Below are 20701 nucleotides of genomic sequence, written 5' to 3' on the forward strand. Positions count from 1 at the left end.
AAAAAGAATGCGTGATTAAACATCGCATTCCCTTTTTGTACGGCGTTTAGTATCTTTTCTGCCTTTTGCTATAAAAATAGCTGCTATAAGGCACCCAATTCCAGCTAAGTGCATGATGTTATTACCTGTCGCCCCTAGACTGTTACTAGTCAAACCAACTAAAATACTACCAAGTATAATCAATAAAACAGCAAGCATGAACTTCATTTTTTCACTCTCCGTTAGCGTTAGTAAGTTATTAAATATGATTTACATATGAATCATATAAAACAGTAAGTAGTACTAGATATTCAATTGCGAATGTATTAATCAACATCTAGTTAACCATAATATTATTATGAAAATAATAGTGTGGATTCAAACGCTCATGGTACCATATTCTAATCGATTTATATGTTATCATACATAAATTGTTAAAAGTACATTTTTTCACCTTTCACTATCAAAAAAGCAGCCTCTTTACTAAGAGACTGCTTTTTTAATGACAACTGATAAATCCTGATTAAGAAGCTTTTTTTAATCGTTCTTTTTGTTTCTGTTGATAAGAAGAAAAATAAATAAGGCCTACAAATACAGCTCCACCTATCATATTTCCAATAAAGGTAGGGATAATATTTGTCATAAAATCAATCCATGTAAAATGACCTGCAAAAATAGCGGCGGGAATAATAAACATATTGGCTACAACGTGCTGAAAGCCAATCGCAACAAATGCCATAATCGGAAACCAAATACCAAGAATTTTCCCCGTAACGTCGTCAGCGCCGTATGAAAGCCAAATAGCTAAACATACAAGCCAGTTGCAGCCCACGGCAGAAATAAGCGTTTTTAAAAATGAGTCGTCAATTTTAGCTTGAGCAATTGCTACCGTTTTATCTAAAAAAGGCCCCGTTTCTGTTAAACCGACAATATGTCCAAAGAAATACGCAATAAATACGGCTCCTAAAAAGTTTGCAAGCGTGACCCAAAACCAGTTATAAAGCAAGTGGCGAAGCGGAATTTTTTTTGCATACAGGGCAATGGAGACAGACATCATATTCCCCGTAATGAGCTCTGCTCCGCCAAGTACTACCAGCATAAGACCTACAGGAAAGACGGCCCCTCCTAAAAGATTTGATAAACTTCCCCATTCAGTTGGTAAATTACCAATGACGCGCACATCTAGTAAAAAACCAAGCGCAATAAACGCGCCTCCTAAAAACCCAAGCATAAGAATAGAAGAAAGGGATAACTTCGTCTTTGAAACCCCTGCTTCTAAAGCGATGTTTAACATTTTATCCGGCTTGTGAAATGCCATAAAACTCCTCCTTAATTAAAAAAGGCAACACTCAAAAACACCTTTTACACAAGGTTTTTGAATGCTGCCTAATAATCCTGCACTTTCTTTACAGTATATCAGTCATCATTATTTATAATAAAACTAAATAAAAAACAAGCAGATCCTACTTCTCTTTCATTTAATTAAATTATGTATTTTACATTCTTCTACTGAATATTGGTTTCAAACACAAATACGGAAACGGCGATATCTTCTTCCACTTTGATATCGGAAAATAAATAGCTCAGCTTAGCTCCTAACAAGTCTTCAAGTCCTTCTGGAGGAGATGAAGCATAAAGGTTTTGAATAAGCTTCGTTCTTGCCATATGTACCGTCTCTTTACCTTCGGTTGTTCTCGCGATAAATTGTTCAGCTGACGTTAAGTTGCCGTACAAAGTTGAAATAGCCATGTTTTGAACGAATACAGTATGAATTCGTTCTGGACCTTTTCCAAAAAGTTTTTTGCGCAGCTTTCGGATAATATCATTAAAATCATGTATTTTTTTAGACACCGGTGTATGCCTCCGCTTATCTCGAGTATGTCTGTCCTGCTCATTCAAGTTTTCAACTAAGAATAAGTTACATTATACATGACGACGTTTACATTGTATACAATGTATCTGTTTTATTCTTATTAATCCAAACAATTGCAAAACTTTTACGGAATGAAAAAAAATCCTTCACTTATTAAAGTGAAGGATTACCTTTATATCTCTACTTAAAGGTTACAAATGAATTCTCAGTTATCAAAGAAATAACTAAGAACTTTGACAAGATAGCATGTCAAAATAGTCAAGTGGTATGTTTGTACCAGTACTTAATGCTATCACGTTAAAGTCATGGAATCCACTTAGTTTACTTTCATAATACTTTATTTAATTTAAATATTCTTTTTTGATAGGTAGCCCTTAATCTTCATCACGATCTGCTCTAAATTCATCATCAGATAATGAATTTAGTTGATGGCTAAGCTTTTCGTAGTTATCTTGTTTTTGATTTTGTTGTACATCATTAGATATAGGAGTTTTACTAGAAACAGTAGATTTTTTTCTAGTCTCTTCGCTTCCGCTAACTCCAAACCCAACATTGTTATCTGTCATCGGATTCACCTCTTTAACTGTTATTATGGAGAATTGCTCTAAAAAAATAACAGGAATCAAAAGGGACTCCCACTTAGCTAATAGCGGTCCAAGCTTCCTTATTTAACCTAAACCGTATTTAAATAAGAAAATGACCCGCTTTAACTCCATAGACAATACCGATAAAAAAACTTGCTATACCTAGTGTTTGACTTTTACATACATACTTTATAGTTAAGCCTGGAATCAGACCCCATATAATGATGAAAATAGCGAACGATACTATAATAGAAGACCATGCATCTTGCCCTGATATACTTATACCTTGCATAAACGTTTCTCCTTTCAGTACTTATATCGGGAGAACATAAATTTTTTATAGTATCTTACTGTACGAACTAAAAAATTCAGGTGACCTGTCCATATATGCTTTTACAGCGAATGGTGGCGTTCAAGCTCGATTGTTTTTGGTTTTTGCCATATTAATACCCCTGCCGCTACGTACATAAACGAAGTGATGTAAAAAAGGCTTCCGATTGTCAGAAAATCAATGATATACCCCGTTGCAATAACGGCCAAGGCTGCCCATATAGAGGTCCATAAATGATAGTGTCCTACTTGTTTTCCTGTGTGAGCACGATCTGTCTGCCTAGATAACGCTATTTTTTCTGCTGTTTTTTGAAGAGCTCCAAGCAGACCCATTATAATTTGAATGATATACACCTGTGTGATCGTTGTTAAAACGGGAATCACAATCATAACAACGGCCATCCCAAACGTATATAAAAGAAGCAAGCGCTTTTCTCCTACTCTGTCACTCCATGAACCGATCAACGGATGACTCAAAGCTGCGGTTAAAGCAAAAATTCCGTAAGCTAAGCCAAATTGTGAATAGCTGTCGCCAAGATTTCGAAGCAGTAAAAGGTAAAAAGGAAACACAATACTGCTTGCGGTAATCATCAGGCTTTGTGAATGTAAGAGTTGTTTGTACGTCATTTTCCATACTCCTTATAAAATAAATTAACGAACGTTTCGTTCCGGTCATATTTTCTTTTCAAATTAAAAAAGGCGGTTGTATGAGGGTAAGCCTCTTCTAACTGCTTCTTGCTTGGGTAGCCGTAGTAAGGCAGGTAATAGCTTCCCTGATGCTGCAGCGTCACATCCACCATTTTTCGGACAACTCTTTGTGTATCAGAGATGCCTTGATTGTCTCTTTTCTGGTTAATAAGTAAAACAAGAGCAAACATATCGTCTTTTGCATAAGACATGACGGCTTTATTATCCTTCTCTACATAGCGAACGGTAATGTTCAATAAATTTAATTCCTCAGTTGATAACACTTGACGTAAATCATCGATGTAAGAAGCAAATTCATCAACTGGAACAAAGTATTCTTGCAAAATTTCCGTCTGGCTAGCACTTTCGTATTCCATAAAATCACTTTCAGAACGCATAACATTATTTCTTGTTTCAAGCCGTCCATTTTGTTTTAAGAAATAAGCCTTTTGTGTTTCCCACAGCATATCTTTGCCCCAGTCGCTATACCGAGACAGCCCTAGCATAAATTTAGGAAGTGCCACTATTTTTTCTGTCTTGAGCGGTTCGTTTGCAGTAGAAGTATTTTGAGAAGATAAACGGTAGTTTGTGACGTACATATCTGTTAGCAATTGATTAGGAGAAACAGAAATACGCGCCATATGCATACGAACGTCAGGATTATGCTGTACGTAGTTTTTGAAATACGCTGTATACTGCCTATAATCTAAGCGAATAATTTCATCTTCGTACCATTCATCGTCCGTCAAACGAAGCGTCACATCTAAAATGACCCCAAATAACCCGTAGCCTCCGTTTACTAAAGAAAACAGCTGGGGGTGTTTCGTCCGGCTAATTTCGATAATAGATCCGTCCGCCTGCAGGAGACGCATAGATTTGACCGTATCCATTAAAGAACCGTATCGAATATCTCTGCCGTGTACGTTCACGCTAATAGAACCTCCAACGGTAAAAATATTTTGTGATTGCATAACTTTAAGAGCAAGACCGTCTTTATGTATATATTGCTGAATATCATTCCACGTTGTCCCGCTTTGAACCGTAATTTCTTTTTGACGGGGCTTGTAATCTATAATTTTATTGTACTGCTTCATATCAAGTAAAATAGCATTAGGATAGTATGTCTGCCCTCCTTGGCTGTGCTGCATGCCTGAAATCGCTATTTTTTCATGATGCTGTGAAGCGGTTTTCACCCAATTTTTCAGCTGTTTTTCAGTGGTTCCATGCTTTATTTCTTTGACTTTTGTAGGAAGAAGCTGCGCAACATCCTCCGTTACAGGACGGCTTTGCTGCTGTTTATAAATATGATAGGAGGTATACGAACCTACTAGATAAAAAGATAAAAAAGATCCTAACAACAGGTTTTTCTTCATCACAAACTGTAAGCTCCTTTCTTTATTTCTGTGAAATTATACCATACAAAAAGTGAAATAACACTAATATAGTGTATTTTTACACTATATTATAACTTATTTTGAGAAAATATATGAAAAAAGCTTGTAATTTAATGTATGTTAACCTTATTGAAACAAAAAAAGAAAAGACCTAGTGTCTTTTCTTTTTTTGTTTTTTTATTTTTCAGCTTCGTATGCAACTAAAGCTACTCTTTTTCCCAACGTTTGTTGAAACTGCTCTTCTAGTTGTTTAAGCTTCGCATGCATATCATCGTTAATTGAAGCTGGCTCAAAGGTCATTTTTGTTTGCTCCATCAGATACTTTCACCTCTTTCGTGTGTGTATGTTCTACTTTTTCCAATATAAAAGAGGTCTATGACGATTTGACGAAAGTTTACAAATTAAATTTACTGATGAGCGCTGTTAATTGTTCTGCCATTTGAGACAGAGATTGTGCGGAAACAGCAATTTCCTCCATTGAAGCCAGCTGCTCTTCAGTTGATGCAGCCACTTCTTCAGATGTAGCTGCATTTCCTTTAGCAAGGATTGCCATTTCACCTGCTGTACGAGCCACTTCTTCAACCGCTGCTGAAATTTGCTGAGCAGTCGCAGCCACTTCTTCTACTTGCGGAGTCGTTTCATTCATGCTGCTTAGAATCTGTTCGAACTTTTGAATAGCCGTTTGTGAAATTGTTCGTCCTTCTTCAACTTTGTTTGTAACTTGCTCCATTGTATGTACAGATTCCTGAGTATCTTGTTGAATAGCTTGAATAAGCTCAGAAATTTGAGACGCAGAAACTTGTGATTGTTCTGCCAGCTTTCTCACTTCCGCTGCTACAACAGAAAAACCTTTTCCATGTTCCCCAGCTCGTGCCGCTTCGATTGCAGCATTTAAGGCTAGTAAATTTGTTTGAGCAGCAATGCCGCTGATTACTTCTAAAATGGTTCCAACTTCTTTTGAACGTTGAAACAAAGTACGAATCGTTGTATTAGATAGCTCGACGGACTGAGAAATGGATTCCATTTGTTCGACCGTTTCTCTCACAGCTTTTCCCCCTTCTACCGCTTCAGACGTTGTGTGATTTGATAGCTGAGAAACAGTTTCTGTACGCTTGGCAATCGTATAAACTCCTTGTACAATCTCATCTAAAGAAGCTGCATTTTGGTCAATAACAGCCGTTTGTTTTTCCGCACTAGAAGCCACTTCTTGTATCGCAACCGATACTTGTTCAGTCGCAGCGCTCGTTTGCTGTGAACTGGCCGTTAGCTCTTCTGAAGAAGCAGCCACTTGTTCTGCACTCATTTCAACATTTTGAATTAATGTACGAAGGTTGTTTTGCATCTGACTAAAAGCATACCCTAACTCACCGATTTCATCCTTTGAATTGACGGTAATCGCTGTTGTCAAATCTCCTTCACTAACGCTTAGAGCCTGATTCTTAAGCTGTTTGAGCGGTTTAATAATCGATTGTAACACCACAAAAATGGTAAGACTCCCGATTATCAGACAAACTACAATAATAAATAGTGTTTTGTAAAAAATAGGATGTGCTGCTTCACTCACTTCTGATGAATACATAGTGCCTGCAACTTTCCAGTTCGTTGTTTTATTTGTCGTAAAGACCATCTTTTTTTCATCACCGTTAAAGGTATATTCAAAGAATCCGGATCTCTTTGCATAAAGCTTGTCAAAAAGAGAATCTGTTGCTTTTGTACCTGCTTTTTCCGTAGGGTGAACAATATATTTTCTTTCTCCATCTAAAAGAAATGGATATCCTTTTTCTCCGATTTTCACTTTGCTGACAGCTTTATTGATGCGGCTTATATCTAAATTTAAAGCAATAACCCCTGTGCCATCAGCCGTTGTTTTTGCTACAGTAATAACGGTTTGACCTGTAGAGGCTGAGGGATAAGGTTCAGTGACAACTGTTTTCCCTTTGTTTTGCATGGCTAGCTTGTACCAATCTCGTTTTCTGGGATCATAGCCTGCTTGTGTCACTTTTTTAGGCGCTTGAATAAACTTCCCCTGCTGATTTCCTGTAAAAATGCTGACGGCTTCTGGATGAAGCGAAGCATATAAGTTAAAATTTTTGCTTAAAGTAGCCATATCTTTTTCATTGTAGCGCTCGTTGTTTACCACTGATGCAAAAAACTCTACATCATGAATTTTTGGTCCAATGGTATCGTCAATCACCGAATTAATGGACTGTACATTTTGCTGTGCTGTGTTAATAATTTGGTTTTCAATTTCATGTTTCGCTGTTATGTAAGCTGATACACCTATCGTAACAGATGGCACTAATAAGATCGCTGCAAATGCTAGCACCAGCTTTGTCTTAAAGTTATTAAGGGACCTTTTTTTTCTTACTCTCTCCATGCTATGTAGCCTCTCTCTCTGTAGTTAAAAGTGATCGTGCACTTCCTTTCTATCGGCAAGACTTCATATTCCTTTAGTCATCGAGTGTATACATAATTAACAATGGGAGTGAAAAGATAAGAGTACGATAAAAAAAGTAGGTGATTTTAATGGAAGAAAGTAAAAACAGCAAGTCTTTTTCAATGTTTGAAACAGAAAAGGTTCAGCGCGGAGAAGAAAAAGATATTTTTAATATCTATAAAGAAGGAGTAAAAATTGCGGAAGTAAGAGGAACGGATCCTCAAACTCAGCAGGTTATTCCGATGCATGACTTAAACGACTATGAAGAAAATAAGCTTCACGAATATATCGCTCATTTAGACCACACAACGTAAACGTAAAAGTGCTAAAACAAGAGTCCCCTCTTGTTTTAGTCTTTAGAATCATAAAAAACATGTTCAAAGTGCAGCGTGTCTTTTTGTATGTACAGCAGTCCAAACGAAAATTGCTTTTGACGCCGCTTGTCAGTAGCGGAACCTGGATTAAACAATGTAATATCACCAATTTGTTTATGAACAGGAATATGAGAATGACCAAAAATTACTGCATCGACTTGTTGATGTTCAAATGCCAAAAGTGCACGTTTTTCAGTCGTTTTTCCTTTGCCATGACCGTGGACTACGCCAATCGTAACATCATCAAACGGAAGAAGTAATGAAGTTGGAAGTACTTGCTGAAGCTCTTCACTGTCCACATTTCCAATCACGCCGTGTACAGGAGCAAAAACGCGCAGTTCATTGTAGACATCTATCGTTTGAAAATCTCCGGTATGAATAATCGCATCAGCTGTTTTCAGTTCGGCTAGGAGTCTTTTTGGAAAATGTTTCGCTCTTTTGGGGATATGAGTGTCACCTAAAATAACGATCTTCATTTATGATACGCTCCTTTTTCATTCAATATGGTGTAGTGTAGCGTATTATGTTGTAATGAAGCAACTCTATACGGAGCGTCAGGCAAAAAATTTCTCTTTTTCGTTTAAGTTTGCGAAAATACTTTACATACTAAGTTACAGAATGGAGTTTTCGAAATGGAAGTAAAAATTAATCGAAACGCAGCAAAAGTATTAAAAAATGCCTTGGCTAGCCCAGAAGGTCAAGGAAAAATGATCCGTGTATATGTAACTATCGACCACGGTGATCATGCGCATTATGATTGGAAATTCGATACGCCGACTGAACATGATGAAATCGTAAAAACAGATAAAGATATCGATATCGTTTTAGATAAACGCGAGAAATTTTTAGAAGGCGTATGGATTCAATATTTCCACGTTCCAGAGCCTGAATTTGTGATTAGCAGCCTTCACCACGCGCATCACCATCATTAATACAAAAAACACACCTTGTTTTATAGGTGTGTTTTTTCGTTTGTGCAACAGGCAAAAATTTTATTGATGAAAGAAGAGATAAAATTTTGTTGAAGCAATAAAAATGAGCTATAGTGGAATTACGGATGAAAGAAAAGAGGTTAGCGTATGAAAGTAAGTGTGTTAGTAAGGTCTATTTTAGTTGTTATTTTATATAATCTATTCGTTCTGTACATCGGATGGAACGCTTGGGTGTGGCTTCACACAATGTTTGAAGTGGAAAACAAATGGATTCTTACGGTGATCGTTGTGTTTTTTGCTTATTCCTTTATCATCAGTCGCGCGTTTCAACAAGTGAGCATGTTTAAAATTGTAGGATCGTATTGGTTAGGATTTATTCAATATTCAGTTCTTTTGCTTCCTATAAGTAATCTAGCCGTATATATTCTCACTTTTCTAGGCGCTTCGCTTTCTACAGCTATCGATTCAATCGGACTTTTCATGATTGCTGCTTTTTTATTCATTTTTGCTTACGGTACGTATAATGCTTACAGTCCTGTAGTAAGAAAATATACAATTTCGCTTGCTAAAAAGACCAATCGGAAAAACCTTCGCATTGCCGTAGCATCTGATATGCACTTTGGCACATTGTCCGGCAAAAAACATTTACAGCGGCTAATCACTCATGTACAAAAGATACAGCCAGATCTTATTTTACTTCCTGGAGATATTATTGACGATGATCCCCACGTATTCTTTAAAAAAGAAATGGATTATATGATGAAGCAGCTCAAAGCGCCTTTAGGCACATATGGAATTTTGGGAAATCATGAGTATTACGGCGGGAAGATCCCTCAGTTTGTGGAAAGAATGAAAGAAATGAACATTCCTATTTTAATGGATGAAGTGTTAAACATAGGCGATAGCTTGTACTTAATTGGAAGAAAAGATAAGACGGATAAAAATCGAGACAGCTTTTTCGATTTAGCCAGTGAAACGGATCGTTCTCTTCCAGTCATTGCGATGGATCATCAGCCGCTTTCTTTAAAAGAAGCGGAACAAGCAGGCGTAGATTTACTTTTATGCGGTCATACTCACAGAGGACAAATGGCCCCTAATCATTTGATCACAAAGCGGTTATTTGAAATTGATTGGGGCTACAAACAAACTAATCAGCTGCATACCATTGTCTCTTCAGGATTTGGCTTTTGGGGTCCTCCTCTTCGAATCGGAAGCCGGTCAGAAATTATTCAAATTGATATTTCATTTACAAAATAGAGAAAGCCCTAAGGCTTTCTCTATTTTAATGTACGCAGCAACTTCGGAAGTTCTGCGTAAATAGCCACTACTTCATCTATTTTCATCCGAACGAGCCCGCTTGAAGACGGGGCAACAAAATCCATTATTCCTGATACCATCGATTCTTCTTGTTTGCCCCACCTCACTTGCTTGCGTCCGCTGTACTGCTGATAGACACCTTTTCCAACAAAACAAACGATTTTAGGCGTGTATGTAGCGATTTTTTTCTTTAGGATTTCTCTGCCTTCTGCATATTCTTCTTTTGTAATCTCATCAGCTGCCTTTGTAGGACGCTCCACAATATTTGTTAAACCGTATCCTAGCTGTAACAGCGAGTGATCTTCCTCGGGATGGTATTTACGATCTGTTAAACCTGCTTTATGAAGAATCGTCCAGAAACGATTGGTTGGATTAGCAAAATGATGACCCGTTTCACCGGAACGGATGCTTGGGTTAAAACCGACAAATAAAATATCTAAGTTGGGCTGTATATGATCAAAAATAGAGTTCATAGTCATACGCTCCTTACAATGTAAAAAGAAAACATCCAAATTGGATGTTTTCTTTTTACTATACCCTATTAAATACGAACTACGCGTCCGTTGAATTTTTGTTTCCAGTAGCCGCTGCTCATGTTTGCAATTGCAACACCTGTTGAGCTTTGAGCACCGATGAACTTGCCGCCGCCTACATAAATACCAACGTGTCCGTCTTTTTTATATGTATCGAAGAAAACAAGATCTCCAGGCTGCATTTGACTAGAAGACACTTGCGTTCCAGCATGCTTTAACGTTTCTGTACTTACAGATCCAAGAGGCCCAAGGTTAACACCAACTTGAGAATATGCCCAGTGTACAAATGACGAGCAGTCAAATAAACCGTGGTTAATATCAGACTGGCTGCGTCCTCCGCCAAATACGTAAGCAGAGTTTCCAATCCAGCGGTTTCCTACCGTTACAACATTGCTAGCTTTTGGAGCCGGAGCGCTTGTAGGTGCAACATCATTGCTGCTTGCTTTTGGTGCTGCTTTAGGAGAAGGCGAATCAGCTTTTTCAGCTGGTTCCGCCGCTGCTTTTTGAGCTTGTTCGGCTGCTTTCTTAGCTGCCTCTTTAGCTGCTTGTTCAGCTGCTTTTCTTGCTGCTTCTTCCGCCGCTTTTTGATCTTTAATATTTTGTTCAAGCGTAGACTGTTCATTCGCAAGAGAGCTGTCTTTTGATTGTAGAGAAGCTTTTAGTTCTTCATTTTTTGCTTCTTTATCTTTTAGTTCTTTTGCCAACGCATCTTTTTGTTTCTTTTGAGCTGCTAGCTGGACAGTCATTTCATCCAGTTCTGCCTTCATATCTTCTAAGCTAGCAAGCTTAGATTTAACATCTGCTTGTTTTGTTTTTAGTTCGTCTTGCATATTTTTAGTTTCTTTTAAAATACCGCGGTCTGCATCTACAATAGTCGAAACAGCTAGCGCGCGGTCTACAAAATCACCAAAACTTGAAGAACCGAGTAAAACTTGTAAATACTCTACGTTACCGCCGCTTTCTTGCATGGAACGTGCACGATCTTTTAAAATATCATTTCGCTTTTCAAGTTTTTCTTGAAGCAGCTTAATTTCTTTTTCAAGCTGGTCTACTTGTTTAGACGTTTCTTTAATATCCGCTTCTGTTTTTTGGGCTTTTTTATTATTTTCTTCTTCTGCTAATGTTAATCGCTCAAGCTGTGCTTTCATTTGATCTTGTTCTGCTTGAAGGCGTGTTAATTCATCAGAAGCTGCTTTGATGTTAGATTGCACATCTTGGCGTTGATTTTGAATTTGAGATTTTTGTGATTCCATATCCTGAATGGTAGAGGCATACGCTGGAGTTGATAAAACTCCTCCTAGGCCTAATAAAACCGTTGTGTTAAGTAAAAGCATTTTCTTTTTCAATATGAATTCCTCCGCTTTCTCGCTCTGTTAAACTAGTAATTTCTAATTATGTATCAATATGTATAAAAGTCTGACAATTTATGTAAAGTTCACTGTATTTGTCGATAAATAGCTAAATATGCTAATGAAAATATACGAAAATTATACCACGATAAACGTTCAAAAAAAGAATAACAATATTACAATTATATTTCAGTCATGTAACATTTAACGCTTGTGTATACATTCACTTCTTGCCTGCAAAAATATACCTTTATTTCCCCATGCCAGTGAAAGATCTATCAAGCTTCAAACAGCAGTGCTTTTAGCGTTATAAAGTAGATAATTATTATTGTTTAAGCTGTTTAGATTTAAGATATTTCTAAAAGAAACGTAACAACTCTTTAACATATTCGTCTATTTTTACCCTTTATCTACCATTTTTACAATATTTGAAAATGATTTTCTGGAATAACAATGAATTTATTTCTATTCGATGTTTGAAGAAGTTCAAAAAGAGGACAATAGGCAATTTTCAAACAATATTCGACAACGCTTGGATGAAGCCATACAAAAAACCTTCTCGCCATGAGGCGAGAAGGTTTTTTTAATCACGCTGCTGATAATAGTGTTCTAAAGCTACAATTGCGCTTCCCATTCTTTCTTGGTCAGGAATAACAATACGATCTACTCCTTCTTCTTTTAAAGCAGCAGCGGTTACTTTCCCAACGGCCACAGCTACTACAGAGCTTTCAAAGAGTTCTCGAATGTGATCAGCTTGTCCGTGTTCTCTTGCAAACGAAAATAAAAAGCGGGCTTGGGGAGCGCTTGTGAAATTAACAGCATCTACTTTCCCGCTTGTTAATTCGTTTATAAGCTGTTCCATGACTTCTGCTTTTGGAGGAATATGCTGATACGGTAAAATCTCTTTAAATTGGGCTTTTTGATTCGAAAGAAAATCAATCAATTTTGGTGCAGGATCTCCGTGAAGCTGAAGCGCTACATGCTTTCCTTCAAAAGAAAACGAATGAAGCGCTCTGACTAGGCCCGCTGTACTTCCATCATCATCTCGAACGGTTGGAGTAACACCGAGCTTTTTTAACATATTTACGGTTTTATACCCGCGTGCAGCAATATTAGCTGCTTGTAAAGAAGAAAGGAATTCATCAGCTAGTCCTAGCTTATCTGCTGTTTTATATAAAATTTCCGTCCCGACGCCTGTCGTAAAAATAAACCAATCATAATTTCCTTTTACCAGTTCTTTAATATCTGCTTCTAAGTGTGTGTCATCTAAAAAGATGGTTCCTTGTGCAGGTCGTACAAGCGGGGTCCCGCCAAGGTTTTCAACAATTTTGCTGATTTCTTCTACTTTACGCTGACCTACGAGTGCGACTGTTTTACCTTCTAATCGTTTCAATGGTTTACCTCCATTTTTCTATGTATGCTACTTTAATGAACCTTGATAACCGAGTTTTTCAGAAATTAGGCTCGCCGCTTCTGTTACTTTTTGAATAATGAACGGCAGTCTGTCTCCTTGAAATCTCGCTTCAATTCCCGCTACGCTAATGCCTGCAACCACTTCATTTTGATGATTTACAATCGGCGCGCTCACGGATGTTGTAAAGTTTTCTAATTCAGAGGTGCTAATGGTATACCCTTTTTCTTTTGCTTCTTTTAATACATTTCTTAGTTTCTTTTGATCTGTAATGGTTCCAATACCTATTGGAGTTAGCTCCGTTTGAGTAATATATGCCTCTTGTTCTTTTTCGGGTAAATGCGCCAAAATAATGCGTGAACAAGCTCCTGCATAAAGAGGTGAACGCCTTCCAATTGATGTATAGAGACGCACGGGATGAAGCGTATCTACTTTTTCAATATACATGGCTTGATCCCCATCTCGTACAATTAGATTAACCGCTTCTTCTACTTCGTCTCGGAGCGTTTCCATTACGGGCTTTGCGATATTTCTAATATCTAAGCGATTAGCCACTAGCTGACCAAATTGCAAGAATAAAAGTCCTAGCGAATAGTATCCTTGCGCGTCTTTTGTTAAAAATCCCATCTCTTCAAGCGAACCAACCATCCGATGTAAAGAAGTTTTCGGAACGCCTGAATATTCCATCATTTCTGTGAAGGTCAGCTTAGGGTGGTTGATAAAAAGCGTGAGAATCTGCATGGATTTAACGACTGTTTTATTATTAGCTTGCATAAAACCTTCTCCCTTATTTGTGCGAATACATGTATTTGATAGAAGTATAGCTTACTAGCTAATCATATGTTCTTTTTATTATACATGAAGAAAAAAAGGAAAGCACTCCCTTATAAGAGCACTTTCCTTTCTTACACCGTTTCTAGTTCTTTAATTGAAATAGGGTTACTTTCTAGAAATTTGGTTGTAAAATCCCCTTCTTTAAAAGAAGGATGATTCAGTAATTCTAAATGAAAAGGAATGGTTGTGTGAATACCTATAATGATAAATTCTTCGAGCGCACGTTTCATTCGTTGAATCGCTTCATTTCGGTCTTTCCCTGTTACAATTAATTTCGCCACCATTGAATCATAAAATGGAGAAATTTCATAGCCTGGGTAAACCGCGCTGTCTACACGAACGCCGTAGCCGCCAGGAGGTAAATACATCTCGACTTTCCCAGGAGAAGGCATAAAGTTTTTAGCCGGATTTTCTGCGTTGATTCGACATTCAATTGCCCATCCCTTTAACTGAACATCCCGCTGAGCAAATGATAGCGGGTAGCCTGCTGCTACTGAAATTTGTTCTTTAATTAAGTCGATATTTGTTACAAGTTCTGTAACAGGGTGTTCAACTTGAATCCGTGTGTTCATTTCCATAAAGTAAAAATGTCCGTGTTTATCTAACAGAAACTCCACCGTTCCCACACCTGTATAATCGACTGCTTTAGCTGCCGAGACTGCCGCCTTGCCCATTTTCGCACGAAGATTTTCATCTACTGCAGGAGACGGAGCTTCTTCTACTAATTTTTGATGACGTCGCTGAATCGAACAATCTCGTTCACCTAAATGAACTACATTACCTTCCTCATCAGCAATAATTTGAATTTCGATATGTTTCGGTTCTTCTAAATATTTTTCAAGGTATACTCCGCCGTTTCCAAAAGCTGTTTCTGCTTCGTGCTGAGCTTGACGAATCGCTTTTTCTAGCTCCTCTTCGCTATGAGCTAGCCGCATTCCTTTTCCGCCGCCGCCCGCTGTAGCTTTTACAATGATTGGATAGCCTATTTCTCTTGCTACTGGAATAGCGGTGCTGCTATCTTCAATCAGTCCTTCCGTGCCAGGTACAATAGGCACACCGGCTTGTTTCATTGTTTCTCTTGCTACAGCTTTTGCTCCCATTTTACGGATGGCTTCCGCTTTTGGACCAATAAAGGTAATATCATAGGATTCACACATCTCAGCAAAATCAGCATTTTCAGCTAAAAATCCGTAGCCGGGATGAACAGCGTCTGCCTTGGTTACTTGTGCTACGGTAAGCAAATTCCGAATATTTAAGTAGCTTTCTTTAGAAGATGTTTTACCAATACAAAATGACTCATCTGCTAGCTTTACGTGAAGTGCATCTTTGTCTGCTTCTGAATACACGGCCACGGTTGCAATTCCCATCTCTTTACAAGCTCGAATGATACGAACTGCAATCTCACCGCGGTTTGCGATTAACACTTTTTTGAACATAGTGGCTCCTCCTGACAATATGTATACTTTAATATGATTTTACGGTAAATAGAGGCTGTCCAAACTCAACAACATCTCCGTCTTTCACAAGAATTTCAAGCACTTCTCCTTCCATTCCTGCATCTACTTCGTTAAACAGCTTCATCGCTTCAATTACACATACAACATCTTTACGTTCAATAGTTTGTCCTACTTGAACAAACGGATCAGCGTCTGCTTCTGGCTTGGCGTAAAAGGTTCCAACCATTGGTGATAAGATTTGTTTTTCATTATTCTCTGCTGCGTTTACAGACATAGAATCTTGAGGCGTTTGCTCAGCAGCAGCGGCTTTTACTTCCTCTGTTTTTACTTCTGTAACAGCTGTGTCTTCTAAAGGAATTCCCGCTTTATCAATGACAACTTTTGTTCCTTCATGTTCAATATGGAGCTTTTGAATACCAGATTCATTCATTAATGAAACAACTTCTTGCAATTCACGTACGTTTATCATTTCTTGTCACTCCCGTTTTGTGTTATTTAGTTGAAGCAAGGTTAATAGCAATCTTCAATTCTTGAAGCATCTGTTCTTTTTCTAAATAGATTTTTTCTGCTTCATGAAGCGAAATGTGAGAAAAATAGATGGATTCTCCGGGCTTTACTTGAGCTAAAAGCGGTAAATCCGCTGTGATGACTTGAGCGATTTTAGGATATCCTCCTGTAGTTTGACGGTCTGCTAACAGGATAATGGGATTTCCATCTGGCGGGACTTGAACAGAACCTTGTGAGACGGCTTCAGACAATAGCTCTTTTTTTTCTTGAAGCTGAAGAGAAGGTCCATCCATTCGATAGCCCATTCGATCTGATTGATTTGATACTTTAAAGGGTTCTTGAGTAAAATGACTTTGGCTTTCAGCTGTAAATAAATCAAATTGACCCCCATTCATAACACGGACACTTGGTTTCTTTGTAAAATGGACAAATTCTTTATAATTTACGGACCATGAAGAAGTATATACTCCTTTTATCAGTTCATTGGAAAGAAAAGCAGGCTTTGAAGCAGCAGGAACAGATAGAGGTAAAACGTCGTCTGTTTGTAATGCTCTTCCTTTATAGCCACCAATTTCCCCCCTCAAATACGTGCTTTTACTATTTAACACTTCATTAATAGAAAATCCTCCAGCTACAGATAGATAGGAACGACAACCAGTTCTACAAGGCCCAAATGATAAAGTGCCTCCTTTTGGAATAAATAAAGGTTTCCACATCGGGACTGGCTTTCCGTTGACCGAAGGAGTTAAATCTCCACCTGTGATCGCTACTAAACAATCACTTTCTATTTCAAGGGTAGGCCCCATTAGCGTAACTTCAAGTCCCGCTTCTTTTTCATCGTTACCAACTAGTAAATTAGCAATTCGAAGAGAATAAGAATCCATTGCACCGCTTACAATTACACCGTGCTGCTGAAATCCTTTTCTTCCCAAATCTTGAATGCTTGTCAATAACCCGGCTTTACTAACTCTTATACTCATTTTTCTCCCTCCTTTGCCTGTAGTTCTTGATACTCTTCTTTAGAGATAGGCTCAAATTTTACAATATCTCCAGCCTGCAGCAAACTTGGAGGATTTTGCTCCGGCAAAAACAGTTTAATCGGCGTTTGACCAATTAGCTGCCATCCTCCGGGAGTGGAAATAGGATACACTCCTGTTTGCATTCCTGCAATACCAACCGAACCTGCAGGAATAGAGGTGCGAGGAGACGAGCGGCGAGGCGTAGCAATTTTTTCAGATAGTCCTCCGAGAAACGGAAATCCAGGAGCAAATCCAATCATGTACGCTAAGTACTCGCCTTCAGAATGAATACTTATTACCTCTTCAGGTGTTAAGTTATGGTGACGAGCGACATATTCAAGATCAGGTCCATACTCTCCTCCGTAGCAAACTGGAATGGAAACCGTACGATGGTCTAACTCTTTTTCTGTCTGTTCGTTCTCTAATTTGCTTTGAAGGATAGAAGACACTACTTCAAAAGGAGACACAAATTCTTTTTTCTCCTTCTTTTTCACGGCTGCTACCACTTCAAGAGGGTTATAAAAGATCGTAAGGTTCGTAAATGCCGGCACGCATTCAATAAACCCAGGGAAAGGATTTAATTCTATTGAATCTTTACACGTTTTGATTTGTTTATGAATATCGTACTGAATACTATCTCCAAACGTTATAACAAGCGCTGAGTCGCCAAGCGGAGAAATAACAGCTGGCGCTTTTGTTATGGTTTGATTCATATCTACACCTCTTTCTTTTATAAAACACCTAGTTTTTCATCTCGAATATCTGTAATAAACATATGTCCAGGAGCATGTGTAATCATAATAGAAGGTTTTGTTTCCATTGCTACAGCTTGAGGAGTTACGCCACAAGCCCAGAACACGGGAACTTCGCCTTCTTTGACGGAAACAGCATCGCCAAAATCCGGAGAGTGAAGGTCTTCAATACCTATTGCAGCGGGGTTTCCAATGTGAACAGGTCCTCCGTGCACAGCTGGAAAACGTGAAGTTACTTGCGCTGCCCGCACTACGTCTTGCTGAGGAATTGGGCGCATACTAACGACCGTCGAGCCGTGGAATATTCCCGCTTCAGCGCATGAAATATTTGTTTTATACATAGGAACATTACAGTTTTCTTCAATGTGACGAACAGGTATGCCGTTGTTTAAAAGTGCGTGTTCAAATGTAAAACTGCAGCCGATGAGAAAAGCTACCATATCTTCTGTCCAATAGTCTTTGATATCGGTTACTTCTTTTACCAGTTCCCCATTTTCATAGATTCGATACTTCGGAATGTCTGTACGAATATCTCCGGACGGAGCCGCAAACTTTGGAACAGGAGATCCAACGTCCGTTACATCTAAAAGAGGACAAGATTTAGGATTACGCTGACAGAACAATAGAAAGTCAAAGGCTTGTTTCTTTGGTAAAATAGCTAAATTAGCTTGAGCATAGCCGTTTGCCATGCCTGCCGTTGGGTGAATAAGCTGGTTGTTACGGATTTGCTGACGAAGTTCAGCTGGAGTTAGTTGTGAAAGGTTTGACATGTTTCTATCTCCCATCATTACCCGCACACAACTTGCGTGCGGGCACATTGTTTTATTTAAATAATTGAGGAAGCTGATCCATTAACGTATAACCGCCCATTAAAGCCATTACAATAACGACAAGTACACCAGAAATGGTAAGCCATAAAGGATGCTTATACTCACCAACGATGCTTTTTTTATATGCAGCAACTAGTAATGTTCCAAGGGCAATCGGAAGAATTAATCCATTAATTGCTCCAACTAACAGAAGAACTTTTACAGGTTTTCCAATTAAGACAAACGACAGAGTTGAAATAATAATAAATCCAATAATAATCCAGTTTGAGTTTTTATTAAGTTTTTCACTAAACGTTTGAATAAACGAAACGGATGTATAAGCAGCTCCCACTACAGACGTAATAGCAGCAGACCACATGACAATACCAAAGATTTTATAACCGACGTTTCCTGCTGCGAGCTGAAACACGGATGCTGGAGGATTGGCCGGGTCAATTTGTAACCCTTTAGATACAACGCCAAGTACAGCTAAAAACAAAGCGATTCGCATAACGGAAGTGATAAGAATTCCTGTTACAGAACTTTTAGTTACTTGAGGTAAAGAATCGATGCCTTTTACCCCGGCATCTAAAAGACGATGTCCGCCTGCAAAGGTAATATAACCACCAACAGTACCTCCAACAAGCGTAACGATCGCAATGATGTCGATTTGATCAGGTTTAAAAGATTTCACTACAGCTTCTCCAACGGGAGGTGAAGTAGTAGCTGCTACATATAGCATTAGCCCAATCATGACAAAACCTGCAATTTGCGTGAAGCGATCCATTGCTTTTCCAGCTTCTTTTACAACGAAGATTAGCACGGCAATAACTGCACTAATTGCAGCTCCGGCTGTTGGAGAAATACCTGTAATCGCATTTAATCCAAGACCGGCACCGGCAATATTTCCAATATTAAATGCAAGTCCTCCAATTACAATTAAAATAGCGAGCACGTATCCTAATCCGGGAAATACCATATTGGCGATTTCTTGTCCGCGTTTTTCAGAAACGGCAATAATCCTCCATACGTTGGTTTGAGCAAAGATATCAAGAATAATTGAAATTAAAATAACGAATCCAAAGCTTGCGGCTAAATTTTGTGTAAATACGGTAGTTTGAGTTAAAAAGCCTGGTCCAATAGCCGATGTGGCCATTAAAAAAGCGGCTCCAAGCATTAACGTCCAGTTTACTTTAGGTGCAGCCGAAAGCTTTTGCTGAGGTGTTGATTTTTTTATTGGCTCCAATATCATCTTCCTCCTGATTGTATGTAGTTTTTATTGTGAAATAGCCTTAACTACCACTTCTGATGCTTGTAAAGAACGGTTGACATGACGAGCAAATTCAAGTGCGTGAGCCCCGTCTCCGTGAATACAAATCGTGTCTGCCTGCAATTCTACATCCTTGCCTTGCTGAGATTTGACTTTCCCTTCTTTCACCATTGTAATAACTTGAGAAACAGCTTCGTTGTCATTTTCAATTAAAGCATTTGGTTCTGTACGAGGCGTAAGAGAACCGTCTAACTGATAGGTACGGTCTGCAAATACTTCGTTGGCCGTTTTCAAACCAATTCTGTTACCGGCTTGAATCAGCTCACTTCCAGATAATCCAAACAAAATCAGCTCAGGATTTACGTTGTAAACAGCTTTTGCTATTGCTTCAGACAACGCTTTATTTTTAGCAGCCATGTTATATAGTGCACCGTGAGGTTTTACATGCTGCATTGATAACCCTTCTGCTTGCAAAAAACCGTTTAATGCACCAATTTGATAGACTACGATATCGTAGGCTTCCTGAGGTGAAATATTGATGTTTCTGCGTCCAAAACCGATAAGGTCCTGTAGACCAGGATGAGCACCAATTTGCACTTTTTTTTCAGCGGCCAATTTTACCGTTTTTCTCATGACGCTTGGATCCCCTGCATGAAATCCACAGGCTACGTTCACAGACGTCACGTGTTCTAAAATGGCTTCATCATTGCCAATGCGATAAGCACCAAAGCTTTCCCCTAAATCACAGTTTAAATCTACTTTATTCAATTCGTTCTTCCCCCTTAAAAACTTCATTGTAAGCGTAATCATTTGCAGATAGTAAATAAAATCCAAGCTGAATTATCTGCATTAA

The 20701-nt window shown here is 38.4% G+C and carries 23 protein-coding genes; 3 read left to right on the forward strand and 20 right to left on the reverse strand.

The window, feature by feature from the left end; translation table 11 throughout:
- Positions 1-15: 15 nt before the first annotated feature.
- The 8 genes from MKX72_RS12360 to MKX72_RS12395 all read right to left on the reverse strand — a co-directional run bounded on the left by MKX72_RS12360 (position 16) and on the right by MKX72_RS12395 (position 7224).
- Complete coding sequence (locus tag MKX72_RS12360) at positions 16-207, reverse strand: hypothetical protein (protein ID WP_033579057.1); 192 nt, start codon at positions 205-207, stop codon at positions 16-18.
- Between the two features lie 295 nt (positions 208-502).
- Positions 503-1297 carry a formate/nitrite transporter family protein gene (locus MKX72_RS12365; protein WP_033579058.1) on the reverse strand — a complete coding sequence of 265 codons (795 nt, stop codon included), beginning with the start codon at positions 1295-1297 and terminating at the stop codon, positions 503-505.
- A gap of 188 nt (positions 1298-1485) precedes the next feature.
- Positions 1486-1830, reverse strand: coding sequence for a DUF2294 domain-containing protein (locus tag MKX72_RS12370; protein WP_155008096.1), 345 nt, complete (start codon positions 1828-1830; stop codon positions 1486-1488).
- Between the two features lie 396 nt (positions 1831-2226).
- Positions 2227-2418, reverse strand: a complete 192-nt coding sequence (locus MKX72_RS12375) for a hypothetical protein (RefSeq protein WP_033579060.1) — start codon at positions 2416-2418, stop codon at positions 2227-2229.
- A 411-nt stretch (positions 2419-2829) separates the two neighbouring features.
- Positions 2830-3393: an MFS transporter gene (locus MKX72_RS12380; protein ID WP_033579062.1), complete on the reverse strand. Its 564-nt coding sequence runs from the start codon at positions 3391-3393 to the stop codon at positions 2830-2832.
- Positions 3390-4826 carry an FAD-binding protein gene (locus MKX72_RS12385; protein WP_186808526.1) on the reverse strand — a complete coding sequence of 479 codons (1437 nt, stop codon included), beginning with the start codon at positions 4824-4826 and terminating at the stop codon, positions 3390-3392. The genes MKX72_RS12380 and MKX72_RS12385 overlap by 4 nt, the downstream gene beginning before the upstream one ends.
- A 198-nt stretch (positions 4827-5024) precedes the next feature.
- The gene (locus MKX72_RS12390; RefSeq protein WP_014459963.1) at positions 5025-5162 is read right to left on the reverse strand and encodes a hypothetical protein; all 138 of its coding nucleotides are present in this window, start codon (positions 5160-5162) and stop codon (positions 5025-5027) included.
- Between the two features lie 79 nt (positions 5163-5241).
- A complete protein-coding gene (locus MKX72_RS12395; RefSeq protein WP_034266353.1) occupies positions 5242-7224 on the reverse strand; it encodes a methyl-accepting chemotaxis protein in 1983 nt (660 codons plus the stop codon).
- 149 nt (positions 7225-7373) lie between these two features.
- Here MKX72_RS12395 and MKX72_RS12400 point away from each other — a divergent pair, with 149 nt between their 5' ends.
- Complete coding sequence (locus MKX72_RS12400) at positions 7374-7598, forward strand: hypothetical protein (protein ID WP_014459961.1); 225 nt, start codon at positions 7374-7376, stop codon at positions 7596-7598.
- 35 nt (positions 7599-7633) lie between these two features.
- Here MKX72_RS12400 and MKX72_RS12405 read toward each other — a convergent pair whose 3' ends face one another.
- A complete protein-coding gene (locus MKX72_RS12405; RefSeq protein WP_033579065.1) occupies positions 7634-8134 on the reverse strand; it encodes a metallophosphoesterase family protein in 501 nt (166 codons plus the stop codon).
- A 156-nt stretch (positions 8135-8290) separates the two neighbouring features.
- Here MKX72_RS12405 and MKX72_RS12410 point away from each other — a divergent pair, with 156 nt between their 5' ends.
- Entirely contained in the window at positions 8291-8590 is a 300-nt protein-coding gene (locus MKX72_RS12410; protein WP_013083290.1) for a hypothetical protein, read from the forward strand.
- A gap of 147 nt (positions 8591-8737) precedes the next feature.
- Positions 8738-9847 carry a metallophosphoesterase gene (locus MKX72_RS12415; protein WP_034266356.1) on the forward strand — a complete coding sequence of 370 codons (1110 nt, stop codon included), beginning with the start codon at positions 8738-8740 and terminating at the stop codon, positions 9845-9847.
- Positions 9848-9867: 20 nt separating this feature from the next.
- On the opposite strand, the gene mug is transcribed toward MKX72_RS12415, so the two are convergent.
- The 11 genes from mug to pxpA all read right to left on the reverse strand — a co-directional run bounded on the left by mug (position 9868) and on the right by pxpA (position 20616).
- Entirely contained in the window at positions 9868-10380 is a 513-nt protein-coding gene (mug, locus tag MKX72_RS12420) for a G/U mismatch-specific DNA glycosylase (RefSeq protein ID WP_034266359.1), read from the reverse strand.
- A 68-nt stretch (positions 10381-10448) separates the two neighbouring features.
- Positions 10449-11786: a coiled-coil domain-containing protein gene (locus MKX72_RS12425; RefSeq protein WP_033579068.1), complete on the reverse strand. Its 1338-nt coding sequence runs from the start codon at positions 11784-11786 to the stop codon at positions 10449-10451.
- A gap of 586 nt (positions 11787-12372) precedes the next feature.
- On the reverse strand, positions 12373-13182 hold the full coding sequence (locus MKX72_RS12430) for a uroporphyrinogen-III synthase (RefSeq protein WP_033579069.1): 810 nt from the start codon (positions 13180-13182) through the stop codon (positions 12373-12375).
- A gap of 27 nt (positions 13183-13209) precedes the next feature.
- Positions 13210-13974 (reverse strand): IclR family transcriptional regulator, encoded by a 765-nt coding sequence (locus MKX72_RS12435; RefSeq protein ID WP_033579070.1) that lies wholly within the window; start codon positions 13972-13974, stop codon positions 13210-13212.
- A gap of 131 nt (positions 13975-14105) precedes the next feature.
- Positions 14106-15470, reverse strand: coding sequence for an acetyl-CoA carboxylase biotin carboxylase subunit (gene accC / locus MKX72_RS12440; RefSeq protein ID WP_033579071.1), 1365 nt, complete (start codon positions 15468-15470; stop codon positions 14106-14108).
- Positions 15471-15498: 28 nt separating this feature from the next.
- Entirely contained in the window at positions 15499-15960 is a 462-nt protein-coding gene (gene accB / locus MKX72_RS12445) for an acetyl-CoA carboxylase biotin carboxyl carrier protein (protein WP_034266373.1), read from the reverse strand.
- Between the two features lie 22 nt (positions 15961-15982).
- Complete coding sequence (locus tag MKX72_RS12450) at positions 15983-16978, reverse strand: 5-oxoprolinase subunit C family protein (RefSeq protein WP_155008094.1); 996 nt, start codon at positions 16976-16978, stop codon at positions 15983-15985.
- Complete coding sequence (gene pxpB / locus MKX72_RS12455) at positions 16975-17730, reverse strand: 5-oxoprolinase subunit PxpB (RefSeq protein WP_033579074.1); 756 nt, start codon at positions 17728-17730, stop codon at positions 16975-16977. The genes MKX72_RS12450 and pxpB overlap by 4 nt, the downstream gene beginning before the upstream one ends.
- 17 nt (positions 17731-17747) lie before the next feature.
- Entirely contained in the window at positions 17748-18539 is a 792-nt protein-coding gene (locus MKX72_RS12460; protein ID WP_033579075.1) for a putative hydro-lyase, read from the reverse strand.
- A gap of 52 nt (positions 18540-18591) precedes the next feature.
- Positions 18592-19755 carry an NRAMP family divalent metal transporter gene (locus MKX72_RS12465; RefSeq protein ID WP_165573460.1) on the reverse strand — a complete coding sequence of 388 codons (1164 nt, stop codon included), beginning with the start codon at positions 19753-19755 and terminating at the stop codon, positions 18592-18594.
- Positions 19756-19854: 99 nt separating this feature from the next.
- Positions 19855-20616: a 5-oxoprolinase subunit PxpA gene (pxpA, locus tag MKX72_RS12470; protein WP_028413248.1), complete on the reverse strand. Its 762-nt coding sequence runs from the start codon at positions 20614-20616 to the stop codon at positions 19855-19857.
- Between the last annotated feature and the right edge of the window lie 85 nt (positions 20617-20701).

The organism is Priestia sp. FSL R5-0597, assembly GCF_038006305.1.
In the GTDB taxonomy this organism is placed as follows: domain Bacteria; phylum Bacillota; class Bacilli; order Bacillales; family Bacillaceae_H; genus Priestia; species Priestia zanthoxyli.

Excerpts from the sequence above, each read along its gene's own strand:
- pxpB (WP_033579074.1), bottom strand. The coding sequence starts at position 17,730 with ATGAATCAAACCATAACAAAAGCGCCAGCTGTTATTTCTCCGCTTGGC.
- MKX72_RS12385 (WP_186808526.1), bottom strand. The coding sequence starts at position 4,826 with ATGAAGAAAAACCTGTTGTTAGGATCTTTTTTATCTTTTTATCTAGTA.
- MKX72_RS12375 (WP_033579060.1), bottom strand. The coding sequence starts at position 2,418 with ATGACAGATAACAATGTTGGGTTTGGAGTTAGCGGAAGCGAAGAGACT.
- MKX72_RS12435 (WP_033579070.1), bottom strand. The coding sequence starts at position 13,974 with ATGCAAGCTAATAATAAAACAGTCGTTAAATCCATGCAGATTCTCACG.
- MKX72_RS12360 (WP_033579057.1), bottom strand. The coding sequence starts at position 207 with ATGAAGTTCATGCTTGCTGTTTTATTGATTATACTTGGTAGTATTTTA.
- mug (WP_034266359.1), bottom strand. The coding sequence starts at position 10,380 with ATGAACTCTATTTTTGATCATATACAGCCCAACTTAGATATTTTATTT.
- MKX72_RS12390 (WP_014459963.1), bottom strand. The coding sequence starts at position 5,162 with ATGGAGCAAACAAAAATGACCTTTGAGCCAGCTTCAATTAACGATGAT.
- MKX72_RS12450 (WP_155008094.1), bottom strand. The coding sequence starts at position 16,978 with ATGAGTATAAGAGTTAGTAAAGCCGGGTTATTGACAAGCATTCAAGAT.
- MKX72_RS12405 (WP_033579065.1), bottom strand. The coding sequence starts at position 8,134 with ATGAAGATCGTTATTTTAGGTGACACTCATATCCCCAAAAGAGCGAAA.
- MKX72_RS12395 (WP_034266353.1), bottom strand. The coding sequence starts at position 7,224 with ATGGAGAGAGTAAGAAAAAAAAGGTCCCTTAATAACTTTAAGACAAAG.
- MKX72_RS12460 (WP_033579075.1), bottom strand. The coding sequence starts at position 18,539 with ATGTCAAACCTTTCACAACTAACTCCAGCTGAACTTCGTCAGCAAATC.
- accC (WP_033579071.1), bottom strand. The coding sequence starts at position 15,470 with ATGTTCAAAAAAGTGTTAATCGCAAACCGCGGTGAGATTGCAGTTCGT.
- MKX72_RS12380 (WP_033579062.1), bottom strand. The coding sequence starts at position 3,393 with ATGACGTACAAACAACTCTTACATTCACAAAGCCTGATGATTACCGCA.
- MKX72_RS12465 (WP_165573460.1), bottom strand. The coding sequence starts at position 19,755 with ATGCTTGGAGCCGCTTTTTTAATGGCCACATCGGCTATTGGACCAGGC.
- MKX72_RS12365 (WP_033579058.1), bottom strand. The coding sequence starts at position 1,297 with ATGGCATTTCACAAGCCGGATAAAATGTTAAACATCGCTTTAGAAGCA.
- MKX72_RS12410 (WP_013083290.1), top strand. The coding sequence starts at position 8,291 with ATGGAAGTAAAAATTAATCGAAACGCAGCAAAAGTATTAAAAAATGCC.
- accB (WP_034266373.1), bottom strand. The coding sequence starts at position 15,960 with ATGATAAACGTACGTGAATTGCAAGAAGTTGTTTCATTAATGAATGAA.
- MKX72_RS12400 (WP_014459961.1), top strand. The coding sequence starts at position 7,374 with ATGGAAGAAAGTAAAAACAGCAAGTCTTTTTCAATGTTTGAAACAGAA.
- MKX72_RS12415 (WP_034266356.1), top strand. The coding sequence starts at position 8,738 with ATGAAAGTAAGTGTGTTAGTAAGGTCTATTTTAGTTGTTATTTTATAT.